The organism is Niastella vici, assembly GCF_002077945.1.
GTDB classification, from domain to species: Bacteria; Bacteroidota; Bacteroidia; order Chitinophagales; family Chitinophagaceae; genus Niastella; species Niastella vici.
The window spans coordinates 516,785-538,950 of sequence record NZ_LVYD01000001.1; the positions used below are offsets into that span (position 1 = coordinate 516,785).

Genomic DNA, 22,166 nt, shown 5'->3' on the forward strand with positions numbered 1-22,166 from the left:
ATGTGTAGTGCAAAATTATTGCTGGCCCTTAACCTGATCGCGCGTTTTTGCCGGCAGGCTGGCCACGATGAGGTCGTATGAATCATTGATCCATTCTTTCAACATGGTATTGGATACGCTTCCATCAACGTATATGGTATTCCAGTGCTTTTTATTCATATGATAACCGGGTTGAACGCAGGCGTAGCGTTCGCGCAGCTCGATGGCTCTTTCGGGGTCGCATTTTACGTTGAACCGGAAAGTTTCGGATTCCATGGGGCAAATTAAAAACACTTTGCCACCAACCTTATACACCAGGGTATCGGGCCCGAAAGGAAGGGTTTCTTCAACGGCCGGTTTCGATAAACAATAGTCGCGCAATGATTCAATATCCATACAACTCAGCTTAAATATTATTGTTTGATCTCGATATTATCAGCATCGATAAATTCTTCACCCGTCATTCGCAAATATACCTGGGCAACGGTGACCACATCTTTCTGGCAATAATGAACAATACGTTCAATGTTTTTTTCTTTCCAGTACACTTCCCAAACCATGCTGCCGTCAATATCATCTTTTGGTGTGGGAATGCCCAGCGTGCAGGCCAGCAGGTTCAGCGATGTAAAGTTTTTATAATCCCCGAAACGCCACATGTCCATAGTATCGAGATGGCTTATTTCCCAGGGCTTTTTTCCACGTGTATTGAGAATGGCGGGAATAGGAATGTTTTGTATGATCATTCGGCGGCACAGGAAAGGAAAATCGAATTCTTTTCCATTATGCGCGCATAGGAATTTATTTGCATCAGTAGCCCAGCGTTTCAGCATGTCGGTGAACTGCAACAACAATTCTCTTTCATCATCACCATAAAATGATTTTAGGATCAGTTTTTTTGCAGGATGATATCCCTGAATAATGCCACAGCTGATGCATACAATTTTACCAAACTCGGAATATATACCGGCCCGGTTATAAATGGTTTCTACGGTTTCTTCTTCTTTATTGCGGATCAAATAAGCCGCTTTTAAACCCCACAGGTCCTTCCATTCGGGCGGCAATTTATCATAGCAATCGAATTGCGGAACAGTTTCAATATCAAGAAAAAGAATGTTGTTGAGTGTAACCATAAAATCAAATGTAGCATTTACCAATGGGCCGGTTAGCAAATTCTGCACAAGAGAATTTGCCGGTTGAATTAGGCTAAAAAGATAAGAAAATTACAATTTATCTAACACATCTGCCCATTGAATAATCTACACTTACAGGTATTTATCGCCTTTATTCCTTTTCACCTCGGCTACATATTCCTTGATATCCTGTTCTTTTTCCCTTTTGCAAATGAGGAGAACATCATTGGTATCAACTACAATAAAATCTTCCATGCCCTGTATTACAACCAGTTTGTTCTCGGGCGTGTGTACCATGCATCGCTGTGTGTCGAATACAATAACATTTCCACCGCCGGAGGCATTGTTCATGTAGTCTTTTTCCAGGTTTTCCCAGGCACTGTTCCAGCTACCCAGGTCGCTCCAGCCAAATGAAGAGGGAATTACGTATACATTGTCGGCTTTTTCCATGATACCAAAATCGATGGAGATATTGGTACAAAGCGGATAAATGCGTTGTAAGGCCGGCACTTCCTGTGTGGTATTGAAATGCTCTTTTTCTGCCTCAAATACATCATACATTTCGGGCAGGTGTTTTTTAAACGCAGGAATAATGTTTTTTACCTGCCATACGAATATGCCGGCATTCCATAAAAAGTCGCCGCTGGCGATAAAGGTCCTGGCTATTGGAAGCTCAGGTTTTTCCGTAAACGTTTTTACTTTATACACATTGTCGCTTACAGCCTGCTGCTCATACTGTATATAACCATAACCGGTATGAGGATAGGTAGGCTTTATGCCAAGTGTAATTAATGCGTTGTGTTTACCAACAAAACTGAGTGCTTCAAAACAAACTTTATTAAAGGCAACAGGGTCAAGGATCAGGTGATCAGAGGGGGCTACAATAAGAGAAGCCTCGGGATCAAACTCGTGCAATTTGTAGGAGATGTAGGCGATGCAGGGCGCGGTATTCTTTCGCGACGGTTCGCCAAGAATATTTTGCAAAGGCAATTGGGGCAATTGCTTCTTTACAATATTTATATACTCATTGGAAGTGACAACATAAATATTTTCGGCCGGTATAAAGGCAGCAAATCTGTCATACGTAGCTTGTATAAGTGTTTTACCGGTATTCAAAATGTCAAGGAACTGTTTGGGAAAATTGGTTCGGCTCATAGGCCAGAAACGGCTGCCGATTCCTCCCGCCATTATTGCTACGTAATGATGTTTGTTCATTTTTATAAAGTTGTCCTTCGTTTAAATCCGGAATGTTGACAGGTTTATCGGTAATGAAGCAATTTCCTATAAACGGGAAATTGTCAACATTATTAGTTGATAAAGTTACAATCTTATTGATTTTTATTATACTGCTAAATAAGGCCTTCCCTGATCAGGTCGTGCAAATGAATGAAGCCAAGGTATGTTGAATCAGCAGCTACAACAACCAGTTGATTGATATCATACTTCCGCAAACGATCAAGTGCTTCCACAGCCAGCGCATCGGCTGTAATGGTTTTCGGATCAAGCGTCATGATCTCATTAGCAATAATACCGTCTAATGGTATATTCTTTTCGAGCATACGCCGCAGGTCGCCATCGGTAATAATGCCCAGCAAATGGTTATTCTCATCTGTAACAGCCGTTGTCCCCAGTCTTTTTCTCGATATTTCAACAATTACTTCCTTTAACGTAGCAGATGGTGAAACCCTGGGCGTTTCGTTATTCACATACAGGTCAGATACGCGCAGGTATAATTTCTTGCCAAGCGTGCCGCCGGGATGAAACCGGGCAAAATCTTCGGAGGTGAACCCCCTCAGCTCCATCAGGGATACCGCAATGGCATCGCCCATAACCAGCTGGGCCGTAGTACTGGAAGTAGGCGCCAGGTTGTTGGGGCAGGCTTCCTGCGACACTGTGGTATTTAACACAATGCCCGATTGCCGGGCCAGGAAGGAGCCCATATTACCAACCATTCCAATCAAAGTGTTACCGAAATTCCTGATAAGGGGAACAAGTACTTTTATTTCAGGGCTTTCACCACTTTTACTGATGATCATCACCACATCATCCTGTTGTATCATACCCAGATCGCCATGTATGGCGTCGGCCGCATGCAGGAATATAGCCGGTGTTCCCGTTGAGTTTAATGTTGCAACCAGCTTTTGAGCAATGAGGGCACTTTTGCCAATTCCACTGATCACTACCCGGCCCTTCGTTTCGTAGATCGACCTCACAGCACGCTCAAAATCATCGTTCACCATGGTTTGTAACGATGCTATAGCCTCCGCCTCCAACCCTATGGTTCGAAGCGCAACAGACTTAATATCAATGGCAGACAAAGTTGACATATTAAGGCGCAAACCTACTTGAAAATGTTAATTGCACAAAGCTTTATGCATTTTTGAAAACAATAAACATACGTTTGTTAAATAACAAAGGAAGGCATCCTTCGCAAAATTTGTTCACCGTTATTTATTGCCTCACGATACGTTATTTATCAAATGCTTATACAAACAAACTTAGCTTTTGTTAAGTTAAGCAGTTTATCAGTTATTGAAGTGTAGAATCTTATTAAACAGGCAATAAAATACAGGCTGAATATCACTTAAGGAGCTTTTTAAATATGAGGAATTGACAATTAAAAGATTGGCATAACAACAAAAATGAATTAAATTCGCATCCCTTTACAATGCTGCCTGTAATACATCTTTATCCTAATGGCCTGATTTAAACACATTCAATTGATCTGACGATTTGCTAAAGGGCAACAATGAAACCGTTATTGCCGTTATATAGCGGCAGTAAGCAGGCAGAATAATTAAATATTTTCTGAAACAATCTGTGCGAAGGAAACACTTTGAGCAATGTCAACCACATCAAAAAAAATACCGTCAAAAACGGCAAAAGTTCAGAAAGAAAAAGACAATTCAGTAGCAAAGAAAAAAGCTGACACTTCTTCTACTTCTACTATCTCCAGCGCTTCTTTACATCAAGCACTCCAGGAGCAATTTGGATTCGACCAGTTTAAAGGCAACCAGGAACCTATCATTAAATGTTTATTGGCAGGCAAAGATACCTTTGTGATAAAGCCTACAGGCGGTGGAAAAAGTTTATGCTATCAGTTGCCGGCGATCATCAGCGAAGGCGTGGCGATCATTATCTCTCCGCTTATTGCCCTGATGAAAAACCAGGTTGACCTGGTGCGCAGCTATAGCAGCAAAGATGATGTAGCGCATTTTCTTAACTCTACTTTAACAAAAAAGGAAATTCGCGAGGTACACGATGACCTGCTCAGCGGCCGTACTAAAATGTTGTACGTTGCTCCTGAAACGTTGACCAAGCAGGAAAACCTCGAGTTCTTTTCTGATCTGAAATTGTCGTTTTTTGCAGTTGATGAAGCGCATTGTATCTCTGAATGGGGACACGATTTCAGACCTGAATACAGAAGGTTGCGTGAAATGATGACGCAGATCAATCCCGATATACCGGTGATTGCATTAACCGCCACTGCCACGCCCAAAGTACAAAGTGATATTATCAAGAACCTCGGACTGAAAGAGCCCGAGATCTTCATATCTTCTTTTAACCGCCCTAACCTGTATTACGAAATACAGCCCAAGATCAAGAAAGATCAAACGATCAAAAGTATTGTGCGTTTCATTGTACAAATGAAAGGCAAGAGCGGTATCATTTATACATTAAATCGTAAGACCACTGAAGAGCTGGCCGATATGCTGATGGCCAATGGCATTAAAGCAGTTGCTTATCATGCCGGCCTCGACAGCAAGCTGCGTGCAGAACGGCAGGACCTGTTCCTCAATGAAGATGTTCAGGTTATTGTAGCCACCATCGCTTTTGGTATGGGTATCGACAAACCGGATATCCGTTTTGTAATTCACTTCAACATTCCCAAAAGCATTGAAAACTATTACCAGGAAACAGGCCGTGCAGGCCGCGATGGACTGGAAGGAAAATGTATCTTATACTATTCGCATAAAGACGTATCGAAGCTCGAGCATTTGATGCGCGATAAACCGCTCAGCGAACGCGAAGTAGGCGCCCAGCTTATCAGTGAAACGGTAGCTTACTCAGAAAGCGGTGTATGCCGGCGCAAAATACTCATGAGCTATTTTGGTGAAGAGTATACCGAAAAGAATTGCGGACAATGCGATAACTGCTTACACCCGAAAGAACAGGTAGAAGCCAAAGATAATGTGGTGAAGGTGTTGAAAGTGATCAAAGCGCTCGATGAACGCTTTGCCTCAGATTATACGGTAAACATTATCATTGGGCGGTTAACACCCAATATCGCGATGTACCGCCATGAAGGCCTTGCCGAATTCGGCATAGGTAATGATCAGCCCGATCATTACTGGAATTCGCTGATCAGGCAAATGTTACTGGAAGGACTGTTGAGCAAGGATATAGAAGATTATGGCGTATTAAAGATCACTAAGAACGGGGAAGCATTTGCCAAAAAGCCAAAATCGTTCAAGATCGTTTTGAACAATTTATATGAAGAGGCCAATGCCGATGATGATGAAGGATCAGAAGCAGCTACCGGTGCAGCAGCCGATGAGAAGTTATTTGAAATGCTGAAAGAGCTGCGTCAGAAAGAAGCCAAGAAAAAATCACTGCCGCCGTTCGTGATCTTCCTGGAAACCTCATTGCAGGATATGGCGACCCTTTTTCCTACAAAACTGGAAGAACTGGAGAAATGCTCTGGCGTAAGTAAGGGAAAAGCCATCCGTTATGGAAAGCCATTCATTGAGCTGGTAGCCCGCTATGTAGAAGAAAACAATATTGTTCGCCCCGACGATTTCGTGATGAAAAGCGTGGTGAACAAGAGCGGTAATAAAGTATATATTATTCAGCAAACCGATAAAAAGATCCCACTCGAGGTAATTGCCAAGAACAAGGGCTGGCGTATGGATGAAATGCTGGAAGAAATGGAAACCATTGCCGCCAGCGGCACCAAGCTGAACCTTGATTATGCCATTGCTGAAATGTTGGACGAAAACGAGCAGGAAGATATAATCGATTATTTTAAAGGATGCGAAACTTCGTCGTTGCAGGTTGCATTGGAAGAATTATCAGATCAGAACTTCACCTGGGAGCAGTTGAAGATCATGCGGATAAAATTCCTGGCCCAGTACGGAATGTAGGTTTTCGATTGAATTAATTATAAAAAATGTATGCCCGTTAACTGCGGAGCATACATTTTTCTTTTTAGCCAAACCGTTCTTAGCGGGCATTCACCGAACAATAGGCACCTTTAATCGAAATAAAATGCATATTTAGTTACTTGTTAATACTTTACACTACGTAATTCCGTTTAAGTGTTAGATTTTATTTAACCCCTGAACGCTAAATTTAAATCCTAATGAAAGCCATTGTATTGATGGGCATTTCATGCCTGATGCTGGCGGGAGTGTATGGTGTTATGGGTAAGCAGAGCGCAGTCAGCAAAATTTTATCCTTTAACCAGGAAAACAGTGCCGTTTCCCCAACTGGCGCCGAGAATCAGGAAAAGTCTTCTTCTGCTACTGATACTACAGTAAAAAAAGCTTCAAAAACATTAGATGATAGCCACTGGATCGATGATCCCCTGTTTGAAAAAGCAGCGGGAACTGAGTTGGTAACCGGGGAGGAATCTTCAGAAACCACAACGGCCCAACCGAAGGCTGCACCGGCCACCAAACGGGCAACACCCAAAAAAGGCCAGGCACCTGTTACAACGCCTGCACCGGAAGTAAAACAGCTGATTTTGGAACTGGACCCCGACTCTACGGCACCCAATAAGAAAATACCGACAATAGCGGTATAAGCGAACAATTAGTATAAATCAACTATAAGAGACTGCAATAAGGGCATGAATAATGAATAAGCCAATAGCATCCGCCTGCCCGGCGGATGTTTTTTTATGGGCCCATACTACGATCAACAGCAGTGAAAAATGGCAAACCCATGTACTGCCTGGCCGGTGATTTAAGGGAATAAGCTTGTTCACGGGGCTCGTCATAATGTTTTTCATCATCCAGGCATTGCTGTTTGAAGCAGACACTTGATTTTTATAAAATAATTGAAGAGAATTGGAATTCTTTTGCCATTTTTTTCACTTTTGTTAGGAATATCCCCTATTTTTGCTGCCCGATTTAAAGGTTCGGTGCCGCGAAGGCGGATAAGGACCTGAAAAATTTGATGGTGCGGTAGCTCAGTCGGTAGAGCAAAGGACTGAAAATCCTTGTGTCGGCGGTTCGATCCCGCCCCACACCACAGACAACCAAGCAGTTATGAAGTAATTCATAGCTGCTTTTTTGTTTGGGTCTAACATAGGTCTAACATTGGCCTTCCATCTTACCTGATGGTATTTTCTATGGTAGAAAATAGATATTTGCATTTCTAACGATTGCTTTCAGATGGGTAAAAGAAATAGTCCAAGACACATTTTCGACAATCCAGATCAATATTTGGATTTTTTGACATTGCCTAATGATCGTGATTTTGAAGGCCAACTTTTCGATAGAAAGGAAGCCCCTCGTGCAGTCAATGGTGTTGTACGCAGTCAAGATATAAATACATTTAAAACTGATAATATTGTTCCCGTTTTATCTGGATTTGCAAACCAAAATCATGATGGCGGATTACTTGTCCTTGGCATAGCTTCCAATGGGCAAATAGTGGGAATAAACCACTTGAACGAAAACCAAATCAATTCATTAGCACAGATCAACTATATAGTGAATCATAAAGTTGATTTTAAGATACATGAAATTGAGATAAATGGAACAACTCTTCAAATAGGGCTATTTTACAGCGGGTATGCCGATAAGGCGATTTGTGAAACGGCAGGCAGCCCAAAGAGAGCTTGGCGTCGTAGTGGCCTTCAAAATCTTGAACTTACAGATATTGACATTGAATCGATGAAAAGAGACAAAGGTGTTGTTTCTTTTGAGCGTACAAATTGTAGTCGCTTTGATGAAAGCGATGTCGATAGTGATGTATATAAAGAATTCGCGAATACTTATTTAGATAGCGCATCTTACACCTGGTCTACCACCGAGTTGTTGAAACGCTTTGGCGGGATCACAAAAATGCCTAATGACGAACTTTGGTTTACCAATTCAGGTGCATTGTTTTTTAGTGTAAACCCAGAAAGAGATATTCCCCAAGCCTTCATTCGTTTAGTTAGGTTTGATGTTCCCTACTCTGAGCATAGAAACAGGCCAGCCCCCACCTACGATAAAAAATTTTCCGGTAGCATTACAAAACAAATTAGGGACTTTAGAACGTTTATTTTAGAATCTGCCTTCTTTGAAGTATATCAACGACGCAATCCATCGGGTGGTTTTATCGAAGAACCGGAATACCCCACCATTGCAATTGATGAGTCTGTAGTGAATGCGGTTGCCCACAGGGACTATGGCATCGGCAAGCCTATTTTTTGTTATAAGTACACTGATGCGTTTGTCGTTATCAGTCCAGGTGGCATTATTCAAAGCGTCGATGTCCCGGAACATTTTTCGTTAGACAATACACATCTTGAACACCATTCCCGCAACCCACAGCTCATGGAATGGCTGCGTTCAATGAAAGATGCAAATGGAAGAGCCTTCGTCCAAGCTTTGCAGGAAGGCACTAAAAGAATGCGTGAAGAAATGGCAAAGCTTGGTTTGCAAGCGCCAGAATATATAACCACCCCATTAGAAACCCGGGTTATTCTTTATAATAACTCTGCTACGCGTAAGGAGACTTCAAATGAAGAAAACGCGGATTCACCCGAATTTAGTAACCTTTATCCTTTCATGGGCGTTTCCCTTGAGCCCGACCATGATAAAAGAGACCATCAAAAAAGGGAAATCATACTGGCATTGAAAAATAAGATGGCCGCGAGTGGATGGTTTATAGATCGTGATTCATTTGGACAAATTACTGCACACAGACGCGGTGTGGCACTACCCTCAGTCGCTGCGGTATCTCAAATCGTCCAACTCTTTCCAGCGTATATTTTTCAAATGAAAGAGTATAAAGACCGATTATTCCTGCTGGTTGACTATACCGTTGAAGTACAAACCGTTTTGCTGCTTCCAAAAGTCCTGAATTATATATCGGCGGAACGTGTAATTAATATGAGATGCATTTGCCAATTTCAAGGCTGGTCACATGGGAAAATAGTCGCGATCGAAAATGACTATTGCAGGGTTTTCATTTTTGATACGAAGACCGAAGAAACGCTGCCAATTAACAAAGTTATTCCTAAGCTGCCACAGGAATCAATCAAACAAGTTTTTGCGGCGCTTGGTGTGCAGTATGACTTACCTAAAGAAATTAAAAAAGCGACCTTTGCAACAGACAAAAACGCATCAAGACTACGCGCCGATGTTACACGGAATGTAATAAATGATGTTTTTGAAAATATTTTTCCTTTAAAGATCGGTTCGTCAGCTTTAACAATTTCAACCGAACCGCTAAGAATGTCACCAAGAGGAGATGGGTCTAATTTATTACGAGTAGATGGCTTAAAGGAACCGCAAGTCGAGTTTTCGAAACATAAAGCAAGTCCGGATGTTCGAGAAGGAATTACTCAATACGGATCATACGATAATAGCCCGAAAAATATTGAGATAATCCCGCTATGCGGCTCGAATTTCCATTCGAACATGCAGGCTTTAATAGATCGCCTTCGTACAGGAAAATTTAAATTCAAAGGCAGTGAAAGGACATTTGGGGTAAAGCTAACATATAATACAGTTGTTAATGCTGATCCCCAAAATCTACAAAATGAGATTGGTCGCCTATTAGAGCAGCATCCGGAGTGGAAAGGAGATAATACACTCTCAAGAATCTTTTTAGTCCATTGTCCAGAAGTTGGACATTCAATTGACGACGAAACATCTCCATATTACGTCATAAAAAGAATGCTATTGGAAGCTGGTATTCCTTGCCAGATGGTTGATACACCGACATTACTCAACCCTGATTTTAAAGATTTAAACTTAGCCCTAAATATTGTTGCGAAGTGCGGTCAAACGCCTTGGGTTTTACCAGAATCAATACCAGACTGTGATTTTTTCATAGGGCTATCCTATACACAGAACTATCGCAAGGGTTCAAACCGAGTCATGGCCTTCGCAAATGTCTTCAATGAATATGGAAGGTGGGAGTTTTACTCAGGTGGAAGCGAAGTTTTCGCATTCGATGATCGCGTAAAACATTATGAGGCGCTTGTCAAAGCAACCTTATCAAAACTAAAATTATCTGAAGAGCCAACAATTTGTTTCCATTATTCGGCAAAATTCTCAAGAGAGGATAAAGCTGCAATTCTGAAAGCAGCACGATCAATTAGACCAAACGGCACGTATGTATTTGTTTGGATCAATTCACATCACCATGTTAGACTTTATGATGACCGCCCGGAAACGACAGGAAGTTTAACAAGAGGCAGGTATGTTATTACGCGAGGAAATCAGATCTTATTGTCAACTACTGGAGATAACCCATACAGAAGGGCATTGGGCACACCCAAGCCGTTAGAGCTTAATATTTTCATTGAAGCTAAAAATAACATGGCGAAAACACCGGATTTACGAGTTTTAGCATCGCAGGTTTTAAGTTTAACGAAACTGAACTGGGCATCGACAGACTCTCATTGTGCAGAGCCAATCACGACTAAATATGCCGGTGATATCGCGTATCTTACCGGAGCGTTCATGAGACAGGGCGGGGAATTTAAACTTCATCCTGTATTGGAGCGAACCCCATGGTTTTTATAGAGTGAATATTCTGATATACAACTGAATGAATTTTTCATCGCCTTAGTTGAATTTTCTTTAAGCATTCCAGCTTTTGAGCAAGCGTTACACCCTCGCCGTAATCAGGACGTTCAAACTTATGCCCCATCAAATCGGCCTGCTCCCTATCAAGCGCCTTAATGGCTAACAACCTATCCTGAAAACTGTGGCGCAGCGAATAGACCGAATGTTCTTCAGTGGGAAATAGCTTGTTTTCCGTTAGATACTTATTCAAAAGAGTGGTGAGGCTATCCGGTCGGCCAGCATATCTTGTAAACCCGTCAGGACATTCTTTGAAAGCATCCAACGCAAATCCAACAAGAGGAATTTCCCGTCGACGGTACTTCGTTTTTTGAGTGCTGCCTTTGCGAGATACAATAACAATATGCGGAATTTCATCATCCAAGCGAATATCTTCCGGCAACAGACTAACGAGTTCGGAAATGCCTGCACCCGTTTCGGAAAACGCATACAAGGCATTTCTCGCCTGTTCGTTTAGCCCTGCAAGGTTTTCGGGTTTTAAGAAGGTTTCAAGGAGATATTCAGTAGTAAATGCTGGGCGTTTTCCTGCATCATCCCGCTTGATCTGTATTTTCTTAAATAAACGAATATCATCAAGGCCAAGCTCATAATGCTCGGCAACCGTTGTAATGATCGTTTTTACATTGATGAGTTCTTTGTTGGCAGTATTTGAAACGTACTCACCACTCTTCAGTCGCCCAATCCACCAATTTCTAAAGTTTACTATATCGCTGCGTGTCAGTTCTGGTAGTGGTTTATTGCCAACACATAACAGGAAATTTTTAAAGGCCCTTTTCCGTGGATTTTTCCATTTTTTAACTTGGCGTTCGGATTTATCGATTAGTTTATCTTTTGATAAATTCCAAAATAACCGCAGGGCATTTTTAAGTTGGATGACAGGCTTTTCTTCGGCACCAAGAACCGCTTCAACCTGTTTCTCATTGAAGTTTACTTTTTCAAGGTATTGGTAGCGGGCAATGATCTCATGGAACGGGCGTTCTGCAAGGAATTGGTTATAATAATATGCAAACCCTAGTACCTGGGCGCGTTCTACAAGTGCCTTGTATTTGGACTCACTGTGCATTTCCCCGGTTTTATGCAGGGTATGCCAATAGGCTTCTAGCTGGTCGTTTTTTTCATCGGCTAACCGGATAGCGATTTTCTTGCTGTCAGTATTCAAAGACACGCGAACATAGTCGCGAGGGTCGTATTGTCTATAAGCGTTCGGTACTTTTCGATTGTAGTAGTAAATGCCATTGCGATTCAGCAAGTGCGTCATGCTCGTTGTTCCTCTGGTTGTGACAAATTCGGGACAGAAACGAGCTGGTGTATACTCTCATAGCCAAGCTAAATGAGAAATAAACCTGCGAATTAAAGGTTTAGTTGCGACAATCAATCAGAAAATGATAGTTGTTTGGCGCACCCGACAGGTTCTAAGCTCAATTTCCGCCCCTTCTCCATCTGGTTGACAAATAAGGGATAATCACCGGTTTTAAATTTGATAGTCACCGTTATGTTGTGACATCCCTTATTCCAATGATTATTGGGATTAAGCGTAATCAATCGCTTGCTTTAAGGCAAGAGCTTTTTTAGTTTCTCGTTCCTTCATCAATTGCAATTCCAGATATACACGTTGAAACGTAGGCAGATAGGTTTCGCCATACATCGCCACAACCTTTGCCGCCACTTTCAATACGTGTTCAATTTCCTGCATGGTAGCCATTCAATCCCTCATAAATTTTGAAAACGGAAGGGAAAAATATCGTTATCTGCTTTTGAACTGAAATAATTCGTTGCGAATTAAAGTTGCGGCTTTGCTGGGCAGTTTAAAACATCGCGTCTTATAGATGCATATTATTGTAACCGCTTAAAATAAAAAGAAGAAAAACCTTTAATTAGCTCCGATAAATATTGACTTTTCTTAAAAAGATTGTTTTATGCCCCACACTTTTGAGAAATCTCAAAGTGTTCATCCAACCCTTAATAACAACCCAGTAAGGAATTTCAATGCAATTACCCAAAACAGGAGATCGAAAAATATACCGCAAGGATGCCGCGCCTTATATCAAGCATACAGTTGGCACACTTGCAGTATATGACAGTATCAAAACGCCTGACCTACAGCCGCAAAAAGAGAAAAATGGGCGAGTATATTATTGGCAATCGGTTCTACAGGAATACAGGGAACGAAGGCTGAAGCCTTAACCTGAAAAGTCGGGAAAGAAAGTTGTATCAGAACTTCCTTTCCCTCTGTTCCCTGAAACATTATTTCCATGTGAGGATAATATGAATAGCAAACAGGCGAAAACTATATCGCTTTTTGAAATATTGGACAAGCTGGGTTTTAAACCCGAACGAAAGACGAAAAAAGATGCTTATTATCACTATCCTGAAAAGAAGAAAGGTAAGAACCCAGCCCTTCATGTAAACCTGAAAAAGAACTTCTGGTATGACTTCAGGAAAAAGCGAGGCGGCACAATCATTGACTTTGCAATCGCCCATCTCGAACACAATAACCAGCCGCATGACATCTCAGATGCGCTCGCCTTTATTGAAAACACGATGGGTAAAGTAATGACTGGCTCAGTTACTGTAGAAGCCGAACCATCCCAATGTGAACCACGCTATACAATCAGCAGCACTAAAAAAATTGAAGATCCCGCGCTTATTGCGGAAGTAGAAGCAAAAGGCATTTCATTGAAACTTGCACAGAAGTACATGCAGGAAGTGAATGTCTATGATCGGAAGCAAAAATCTCATTTTCTTGCGCTTGGCTTGCCAAATGATGATGACGGCTATCTGATAGAAAATAAATACTTCCGTGAATATCTGGAAAGCCAGCCTTGGGTGACTTTTATTCGCGGGGAGGTAACCGGGCCACCGTATATTCATGTGTTTAAGGATAGGTGGGATTTCTTTTCGCTTTTGGAATATCAAAAGGCTTCGGTATTGAAAAGCGATGCGCTTATCCTGAACGATTATTCATGCCTACCCCAATGCAATGGGTATGTCTACAAGTACGGTTATTGTGTTGCCTTTACTTATATGCCGAATACACCCGACGGTCAAAACGCCGATAGGGAGCTAGAAGAAATATTCAAACGAGAGGTGGATTTAATTCACCGGCCCATGAACACTTTATATCCCCCGCCGCATGAAACGGTGAATGCGTGGTGGTTAACTCAAAAGTCTTCGCCAGCCTAATAGCATTAGCCGATTAAATTTTGGAAAGCACCCCTAACCGGGTGCTTTTTCAATGTCTGAATTTTTGCTGGTGATAGGATAAGATTATTGGTTTTCGAGTTTTTGCAAAACCTTTAATCGCCGATGTTTTTCCCGTCCTGTAAATAGCCTTCCTGTATAAGCAGCCAGCGTGAAACGCAAGGTATAACGCAGATCATTTCACTTCCCCTGTGAAAGCTGATGGATGCGTACAAGGGACGGTGCCGAAGGCGCTCCCTTATTCCCAACAAAAATTTTCGCCCGCACGCCCAACCCAAAATTTTTGCCGGGAACGTTCACTGGCCATTCGGCTGATCCCGCCTTGTACCCATCAACTATCACAAGAAAGGAAAGACAATGAAACTTTATACGCAATCGCAATACGAGCAGCTTATCAAAAACGGGCAGCAGCGAGGCAAAGACCATTATCCGGTGATTAAATTATTTATGCCGGGAATGCGACATACCTGGTTGATTACCGAACTTGATCCCGAAGAACCCGATCTTGCTTTTGGCTTGTGCGATCTGGGTATGGGATTTCCCGAACTTGGTTACGTCAGCCTTGAAGAAATTTCCAGTGTGAAAAATGCTTACGGTTTGCGTGTCGAACGTGATCTGCATTTTGAAGCAAAATATCCGATTAGTGTTTACGCAAATGCAGCCCGTTCCTGTGAACAAATCACAGAAGATGATTCCGTGCTTTCGCGGTACGTGAAGCAAAAACCGCCCGGTTGCAAACCATCGTAATTCATGTGCCTCAACTGGCAGCGCCTCTAACGGGCGCTGCTTTTTTGTTTGTTTCGATTACTAGAGATAACGGCCCATGCTTCGTATGATACAGGTTAAATCTGCGGCACACGCAGAGGATTATTTTAATGATGCGCTTTCACAGGCCGGTTATTACATCAACGACCAGCAGGAAAGCCCCGGCCAGTTTCAGGGCAAGATTGCAGATCGTTTGAGGATTACTGGACCTGCGACAAAAGAGGTGTTTCATTCTCTGTGCTGGAATATCAACCCGGTTACCGGCCAAACACTGACACAACGCACAACCGAAGACAGAACCGTCTATTATGATATAACGGCCCTTTGTCCCAAATCCGTTTCCATTGCTTACGCCGTTTACGGGCATGAGGACATTCTTACCGCGTTTCAGGAATCAGTAAATGAAACCATGCTGGATATACAAGATGATGCGCAAACGCGCGTGCGAAAGAACGGGCAGAACGACAATCGCCAAACAGGTGAATTATTATGGTCGGGTTTTGACCATTCAACAGCAAGGCCGGTCGATGATGATACCAACCCCGATCCGCACCTGCACCGGCACAACACTGTCTTTAACGTGACATGGGATGAGGCAGAGCAGGTTTATAAAGCCGGGCAGTTCCAATTTATCAAGCGCGACATGCCCTATTATCAGGCACGCTATCACAAGAAGCTGGCCGATAAATTAATGGCATTGGGCTACAGCATTCGTAAAACCGCCACATTCTTTGAACTGGATGGCATACCGCAGCCGGTCATCGACCTGTTTTCCAAACGCAATCAGGAGGTCAACCGGATTGCACGGGAAAACAATATTACCGATACGGCAGAGCTAGACCAGCTTGCCGCACAGACACGGGCCAAAAAGAAAAAAAATATTTCAATGGCCGAACTGCAAGCGGACTGGCACAGGCAAATCGCTGAACTGAACCTGCATAATAGCGATAGCAGTGGCAATCTAAAGAATGTGATCCCCCAACAACAGACTATAACCATTACACCGGCACAATGTATCGACCACGCGCTTTCAAAATGTTTTGAACGGGCATCGGTGGCCCATGACCGCCGCATCCTTGCCGCCGCCTACCGGTATGGTTTGGGCCATGCCGGTATAACCCTCGATGCGATCACGGATGCGTTCAACCGGGACAAACGAATTATCCGCCGCATACAGGATGGCTCGAAACTCATGTGTACCACGCATGAGGTGCTGGCCGAAGAACAACGCATGGTCAGGCTTGCTATGGCGGGAAAGGGTTGTTGCGTTCCCTTATACAGCGAAGCACCACCCTTAACCGCTACGGGGGAACATGCCGCAGCCATTACCCACGTCCTGACGACCACGGACAGGGTATCGAATGTACAGGGCGGTGCTGGCACCGGAAAAACCACCCTGATGAAAGAACTGGTCAGGCATATACAGGGCACGGGCATCAACCCGGTCATGGTGGCCCCGACGGCTAACGCGTCGCGTGGGGTAATGCGGGAAGAAGGGTTTAGCGACGCTGATACCGTCGCCCGGTTGCTGGTTGATCCCGACATGCAGGACGCCCTGCAGGATGGGGCGCTGATCGTGGATGAAGCGGGGTTATTGGGCGTAAAGGAAATGGCGGCGGTGTTACAACTGGCCACGGACAGAAACGCACGAGTTTTGCTTTTTGGAGACACACGCCAACACAATAGCGTTATACGGGGCGATGCGCTTCGTATCCTGAATACCGTTGCAGGTATCAAGGCAGCAGAGGTAAACAAGATATATCGTCAGCGCCATGAATGCTATCGCAAGGCCGTTGAAGATATTGCCGCAGGCAATATCCAGTCCGCCTTTGAACGGCTGGAAGAATTTAACGCCATAACCGAAATCGATACGGCCAGCCTGAATGCGCAACTGGTCAGCGATTATATGGCTGCCATCACCAAAGGCAACACCGCCCTTGTGGTGTCACCCACGCACCAGCAGGGCGAGGCCGTTACCGCTGATCTGCGTAAAGCCTTACGCGCCGCTGGCACCATCGGGCCGGAGGATATAAACGTCACCCGTTACATTAATTTGAACTACACCGAGGCAGAGAAGGCCGATCCTTGCATGTACCAGCCAGGTCTGGCCGTGCAGTTTAACCAGAACCTTAAAGGCATTGCCCGTGGCAGCATATGGCAGGTGAATGAGGCATCAGGCAACAGCGTTATTATGACCGAAGCCAATGGGGCCACCTTGCCCCTGCCGCTGGACAAGGCCCACCAATTCACTGTCTATCGGAAAATCACTATTCCGCTTGCCATTGGCGATACGGTTACGATTACCCGTGGCAGCTTTGACCGTAACGGCAAGCGGCTGAACAATGGGCAAAGCCTGAAGGTGGCATCCATTGATGATAATGGTGTTATTGCACTGGTAAGCCCGGCCAGCGGAGCTGAATACCGTATTGGTGTTGACTTCGGCCATATCAATCACGGCTATACCACCACGTCCCATGCCGCACAGGGCAAAACAGTTGACGAGGTGTTTATTGCAATGCCTGCGGTCACCTTTGCAGCCGCATCTCTGAAACAGTTCTATGTATCAGTAAGCAGGGCGCGAGATATGGTGCGCGTATATACCGAATGCAAGGAAGCCTTACTGGATCACGTGTCAGAAACAGGCGACCGGCAATCGGCCCTTGAATTGATGGGCGGGGATAACCTTAGCCAGTTTATCGCCACTCAACAGGCGCAGCCGAAACAACCAGCGCCACCACAGGCCCAGGTCGAACCTCAACAACCGCCACGTATAGAAAGCACTGTAAGGTCTTATGCACCAAAACCCGTCTAATGAGTTATACCGCGAATTAAAGGAAAACGATCCCACCCGGCCGTATGTGAATACAAATGCGGGGTCGCCTGACCTGTTTAACGGGGTGCTGATTTGTTGGGAGGATGGGAACAAGGCAGTTTTCTATTATCCCTTTTTGGTATCGGTAAAATTGCATCTGCAAACCGAACACAATGTGATCATCATGCGGTTTACTTCGGAGATTGTCACGCTAAAGGGATACCTGTTGAATACCCTGCTGATGAAGTTTACCCAACGAAAGCCCGACCTGATTGACGTTATTAATCCGCGCTATGTGTTACCGGAAACAATCAGCCAGCCGGTCGTTATTGAGGCAGTGGTGGAGGAAAGAAAGGCATAAGGCTGATAACAATCCTGCTTTATAAAATCATTCATTACTATTGAGGATTGTTTTTTAAGTCCTTGTCTATTAAGATGAATCCATGATAAAGTTTATAGCATTTTACCAAAAACATTATATTGCAATACCATGACAGCGAACAAAAACAATTTATCATTTGGAAAAAGATACGGATTTGAGCCTGTTGAAGTGCCATTTCAAGTGGATAGTATCAGTACCGATTTACGAACGGAACTGTGGAATGCGATTTACCTTTTCATTTTACAGCCTCTTCATGACGCCCAAAGTTATTCTGAAGATGGTTATAGAACCATACGTCGCATTATATGGGTTCATTATTTAATAAAACCGCTAGATGATTTTCCTCGCGATTATGAGTTTGATGATGTCGTTAAACAATATATTGAGAAATCCGTTTGGTACAAAGTCTACGAATTTTTTGAATTCGTGCTGCGTCAATTCGATGAAAATGAAGGGCGTTATTCATACAATGACTTCATTCAATATATTAATGGCAAACTGAGGCAGCATAATTCGGCCTATACAATTATTAGTAACAAATTCGTTCAGATAACAAATAGTACCGAAATAGCGGAAATAAATTCAACTGGGAGCCTCGCAAAAGAACATCACATTATTGGAATTCAAGAACACCTGAAAGCTGCTATTGATTTGTTCTCTAAAAAACCAAACCCTGACTATAGGAATTCCATTAAGGAAAGCATAAGTATGGTTGAGGTCATTAGCCGTATTATTGAACCTGAAAATACTTTAGGAAAAGCATTAAATAAGTTAGAAAAAAGTGGCTTTCTAAATCCTGTTTTGAAAGCAGGGTTTGAAAAGTTATATGCCTATACCAATGACAAGAATGGGATACGGCACGCATTGCTCGAAGAAAAAAACATTGATACTTCAGATGCACGGTTCTTTTTAGTGTCATGTTCAGCTTTTACGAATTATTTAATTGAAAAGGCAAGAAGCGCTAACCTTCTAAGAAAAATTTAACCGATTGCCATGAAAAAGATGCCAGACAATATCGAAATTTCGCCTGAAGAGTTTGAAAAACTTGTTCATGAGTATTTGCTTGAAGCTGGTAAAGGGCTAAAGAAATTCGAAGCCGTTCATGATGTTAAAATGCAGGCTCACGACGGGACTTATCAAATCGATATAAAGGCAACTTTTGAAGCAATAAATTGTGACATTGTTATTTTGATTGAATGCAAGAGGCATTCTGCACCAATAAAAAGAGAGATCGTTCAGGTTTTGAATGATAAAGTTCGTTCATTAGGAGCACATAAAGGCATTCTCTTTTCTACGTCCCCATTTCAAGGAGGAGCCAAAACATATGCACAAGAGCATGGCATAGCCACAGTTCAATTGATAGAAGGCCGATTTACTTATGTCACCAAGGCCGCCGGAGAACAGGAATTCAACCCTCCTTTCTGGGCTAACATCCCCAAATATGTGGGCCAATTTGAATATGCAAGCGGGTCTTATTACCTTTTACAACCCGGGTATATTGATAAGTTATCTGAGTTTATTTTTATAGACGGGAAAGAATATCAAAAAAACTAATAGCAGTCACATATCTTCCCTTTCAGTGCTTGTCGGAATATTTAGTGACTCAATGTGCCACTGAACTGCATAACTTTCATTGAGAAGATGGCTAAGATTAGAGTTAATGTTTTTGAAGACTGCTACTGAAAGCTCCATTGGACAAACTAATATAGATCGAACAGATTGCGGTAGCGACGCATCATTGAAGTCGAATTCGCCATATTCTAAATTTTTATCGTCCTTAAGGACATCACATTGACGTATTATTGAAATACTACCAGTAATAGTTTGTTTGATTTTGTTGTATGCCAATTTATGCCCCGTAATCATCGAAGGGATATCCCAACTGTCTGTTAATGGAAAGCAATAGAATTCATGTGTTTCTGTCTGCAACGATGGGATCGTTTTTATTAAAATGTATTTATAAGTAAATAGAAACTCGGCAGAGAACAAATGATTTTGCTTTCCTAATGTATTGTCATTATGATTGATTAAGAAATCAATATGCCCCATAGCTTGATTTTTTAATTCAAAGGGAGGTTCGGTATAATTCCAGTTAAATTCCCGTTTCATTATATGTTCATTCTTTAACTCGAACCACTGCCAGCTATAACTCAATAGCTTTTCTTTGGCGTTGTAGAAAATTCTTTTTCTTAGTGCGGGACCTTCGCTATTCTTCGAAATTCGTTTAGATGCAAGATCTTTTAAAATATTAAACTGTCTCAGCTCAATCTTTAAATTAGCGTCTTTATAGTACTCGTTTAATCCTTTGATTAACATATCAAGATGCTGATCAGAACTTACGCTCAGAACCGATACCTTTTCATTTTCTATGTCCTGTGTGTTTGAATTTAATTTGGACTTCTCATTTCTATGGGAATTAGTATCTTCCACTTCTTGAGATTCTAATTTTCCATTGCTAGGGTTAAGCACGTCGTTGAATATACCTCCCGATGATTTTCTTTGAAGCTTTGAATTTTTTGATTGCCTTTGTTGAATTTCTCTATGTTCCCACTCACCTGGATCAACGTAATAATCTTTCTTGGTGTGCCTATCAAGAAGCATCGTCTGCCAATCATCAATTTTCTCTTTTATTTCTTTTACTACTTCTGGGAATTTCTTTGCCACCCTTTCTTGATTGGTTAAACGTTTCACTTTTCTATAAAACGTCAATAAATTCTTTTTACTTATGGCTGGTATTATTGATGAATAAAATTGATTTTTGATTGCATTATTTTTTTCTGGTCGATCCAACAAATCCCTAATTGTTTGGTAAAGTTCCTTAGAGGTTTCGGCGTCCTTAGTCCTTGTAGGATTGTCGTAACAAAATTTAAGTCTTATACAGAGTTCAAAAAACTCGAAATCACTTTTCGTAAACTCTACATTCTTGATCATGCAGAAATTTTTTAAAAAATTTTATTTTCTTTTTAAAACGTAATGTCAGGTTCTATTTTACTAAACTTAATAATTATTCTTGTAAAATGCTGACCGCACAAGGATTTCCGCTTTCATGAATGAATTATTCATGAAAACCCTCTATCACATTTGTGATCACAAGTGATTGGTAATCAGCTTTCATTGATACATTTAAGCAAAACCGTACTTAACTTAGCATCATAATGATCAAATGGCTTAGTAATGGTTGGTTTTATTAGACTATTGGCCGCTTAGATTCAAATTCAGGACCTCTCCAATGTTTACTAACATGCTCATTAAACTTTTGACGATCCTGAATAAACGCTGACAAATTCTCTTTGAGTTCTTTACAGTTTTTGGATTGGGATGAGATTTCTTGAAGCTTTTGGACCATTTCTTCAGATGCTTCTAAGTAAGCCATCATCGCTTCAGAACTCGATTTGTTCTGATATTTACGCCACGTTCTGATCGTTAGAATTTTTCCTATAAAAGCCATGTGATGCTCCAATATCGTTACAAGCGTACCTAATAGGCAGTCTCAAAAAAATTAAACTGCCGACACCTTTCCTAATACATAATATACATAATGTCAATTCTTAAATACTCCGCTTTTGGTGGAGGCAAGAAATCTTTGTCCATAATAAATCATTGATAATATTAAATATTATAACTATGGCGGCTCTTAACAGATCAAACGACTATGTGAAGGACGTCCATTCCTGCCTGAATACGTTCTATGTATTGATGGGCAGGAAACAGGTGAAGAAACTTGAAGGTATGTTGTCCCCAAACCTGCGCCAGTTTATCCGAATGGAAAGTCATCGGGAAAAGTTTCAAAAGGTGTTCCTGTTCGACCGTGAGATCGTAGGATACTACATTCACCAACTGACTGAAATCAATCCGGGCCTTTTGGATGCGATTATTCTTATCGGATTGGAACCAGTTGATGAATGGGGGAATGCCAGCGCTGCTCAGAAAGTGAAATTCAAAAAACAGATTTTAGACCCCGACAAGTTAAAGTACCGGTTTTACAGGTTCCGCTTTATCAATATCCACGATCACTGGTTTATCGATGACGTATATCAGGATAATGAATTTTACTGTACCGCTTCAAACTAAAAACCAAAACATAC

General features: G+C 42.2%; 17 protein-coding genes and 1 tRNA gene. 11 read left to right on the top strand and 7 right to left on the bottom strand.

Annotated features, from left to right (window positions below; genetic code table 11):
- Nucleotides 1–15: 15 nt before the first annotated feature.
- From A3860_RS02345 to A3860_RS02360, 4 genes are all read right to left on the bottom strand, one after another.
- Entirely contained in the window at nt 16–375 is a 360-nt protein-coding gene (locus A3860_RS02345) for an MmcQ/YjbR family DNA-binding protein (protein WP_081144918.1), read from the bottom strand.
- Between the two features lie 17 nt (nt 376–392).
- Nucleotides 393–1,157: a 3'-5' exonuclease gene (locus A3860_RS02350; protein ID WP_245843456.1), complete on the bottom strand. Its 765-nt coding sequence runs from the start codon at nt 1,155–1,157 to the stop codon at nt 393–395.
- Between the two features lie 84 nt (nt 1,158–1,241).
- Nucleotides 1,242–2,324, bottom strand: coding sequence for a mannose-1-phosphate guanylyltransferase (locus tag A3860_RS02355; RefSeq protein ID WP_081144919.1), 1,083 nt, complete (start codon nt 2,322–2,324; stop codon nt 1,242–1,244).
- A 134-nt stretch (nt 2,325–2,458) separates the two neighbouring features.
- A complete protein-coding gene (locus A3860_RS02360) occupies nt 2,459–3,436 on the bottom strand; it encodes a KpsF/GutQ family sugar-phosphate isomerase (RefSeq protein WP_081144920.1) in 978 nt (325 codons plus the stop codon).
- 516 nt (nt 3,437–3,952) lie between these two features.
- Here A3860_RS02360 and recQ point away from each other — a divergent pair.
- From recQ to A3860_RS02385, 4 genes are all read left to right on the top strand, one after another.
- Nucleotides 3,953–6,253, top strand: coding sequence for a DNA helicase RecQ (gene recQ / locus A3860_RS02365; RefSeq protein ID WP_216823357.1), 2,301 nt, complete (start codon nt 3,953–3,955; stop codon nt 6,251–6,253).
- A gap of 218 nt (nt 6,254–6,471) precedes the next feature.
- On the top strand, nt 6,472–6,915 hold the full coding sequence (locus A3860_RS02370; RefSeq protein ID WP_081144921.1) for a hypothetical protein: 444 nt from the start codon (nt 6,472–6,474) through the stop codon (nt 6,913–6,915).
- Between the two features lie 376 nt (nt 6,916–7,291).
- Nucleotides 7,292–7,364, top strand: a tRNA-Phe gene (locus A3860_RS02380).
- Nucleotides 7,365–7,507: 143 nt separating this feature from the next.
- On the top strand, nt 7,508–10,861 hold the full coding sequence (locus tag A3860_RS02385; protein WP_081144923.1) for an ATP-binding protein: 3,354 nt from the start codon (nt 7,508–7,510) through the stop codon (nt 10,859–10,861).
- 34 nt (nt 10,862–10,895) lie between these two features.
- On the opposite strand, the gene A3860_RS02390 is transcribed toward A3860_RS02385, so the two are convergent.
- Nucleotides 10,896–12,179, bottom strand: a complete 1,284-nt coding sequence (locus A3860_RS02390) for a site-specific integrase (protein ID WP_081144924.1) — start codon at nt 12,177–12,179, stop codon at nt 10,896–10,898.
- Nucleotides 12,180–12,449: 270 nt separating this feature from the next.
- Nucleotides 12,450–12,623, bottom strand: a complete 174-nt coding sequence (locus A3860_RS40885; protein WP_158085120.1) for a hypothetical protein — start codon at nt 12,621–12,623, stop codon at nt 12,450–12,452.
- A gap of 563 nt (nt 12,624–13,186) precedes the next feature.
- On the opposite strand from A3860_RS40885, the gene A3860_RS02395 reads away from it, so the two are divergent.
- The 6 genes from A3860_RS02395 to A3860_RS02420 all read left to right on the top strand — a co-directional run bounded on the left by A3860_RS02395 (nt 13,187) and on the right by A3860_RS02420 (nt 19,635).
- Nucleotides 13,187–14,104, top strand: a complete 918-nt coding sequence (locus tag A3860_RS02395) for a hypothetical protein (RefSeq protein WP_081144925.1) — start codon at nt 13,187–13,189, stop codon at nt 14,102–14,104.
- 375 nt (nt 14,105–14,479) lie between these two features.
- Complete coding sequence (locus A3860_RS02400) at nt 14,480–14,869, top strand: DUF2958 domain-containing protein (protein ID WP_081144926.1); 390 nt, start codon at nt 14,480–14,482, stop codon at nt 14,867–14,869.
- A gap of 85 nt (nt 14,870–14,954) precedes the next feature.
- Nucleotides 14,955–17,699, top strand: a complete 2,745-nt coding sequence (gene mobF, locus A3860_RS02405; protein ID WP_245843457.1) for a MobF family relaxase — start codon at nt 14,955–14,957, stop codon at nt 17,697–17,699.
- Nucleotides 17,680–18,060, top strand: coding sequence for a hypothetical protein (locus A3860_RS02410; protein WP_081144928.1), 381 nt, complete (start codon nt 17,680–17,682; stop codon nt 18,058–18,060). Before mobF ends, A3860_RS02410 begins: the two co-directional genes overlap by 20 nt.
- Nucleotides 18,061–18,189: 129 nt before the next feature.
- Nucleotides 18,190–19,065, top strand: a complete 876-nt coding sequence (locus A3860_RS02415; RefSeq protein WP_081144929.1) for an AbiJ-NTD4 domain-containing protein — start codon at nt 18,190–18,192, stop codon at nt 19,063–19,065.
- Nucleotides 19,066–19,074: 9 nt separating this feature from the next.
- Nucleotides 19,075–19,635, top strand: coding sequence for a restriction endonuclease (locus tag A3860_RS02420; protein ID WP_081144930.1), 561 nt, complete (start codon nt 19,075–19,077; stop codon nt 19,633–19,635).
- Nucleotides 19,636–19,641: 6 nt separating this feature from the next.
- Here the strand turns inward: A3860_RS02420 and A3860_RS40890 are convergent, their stop codons facing one another.
- Nucleotides 19,642–21,012: a hypothetical protein gene (locus A3860_RS40890; protein WP_081144931.1), complete on the bottom strand. Its 1,371-nt coding sequence runs from the start codon at nt 21,010–21,012 to the stop codon at nt 19,642–19,644.
- A gap of 693 nt (nt 21,013–21,705) precedes the next feature.
- Here A3860_RS40890 and A3860_RS02435 point away from each other — a divergent pair.
- Entirely contained in the window at nt 21,706–22,152 is a 447-nt protein-coding gene (locus A3860_RS02435; protein WP_081144933.1) for a hypothetical protein, read from the top strand.
- The last annotated feature ends 14 nt before the right edge of the window (nt 22,153–22,166 follow it).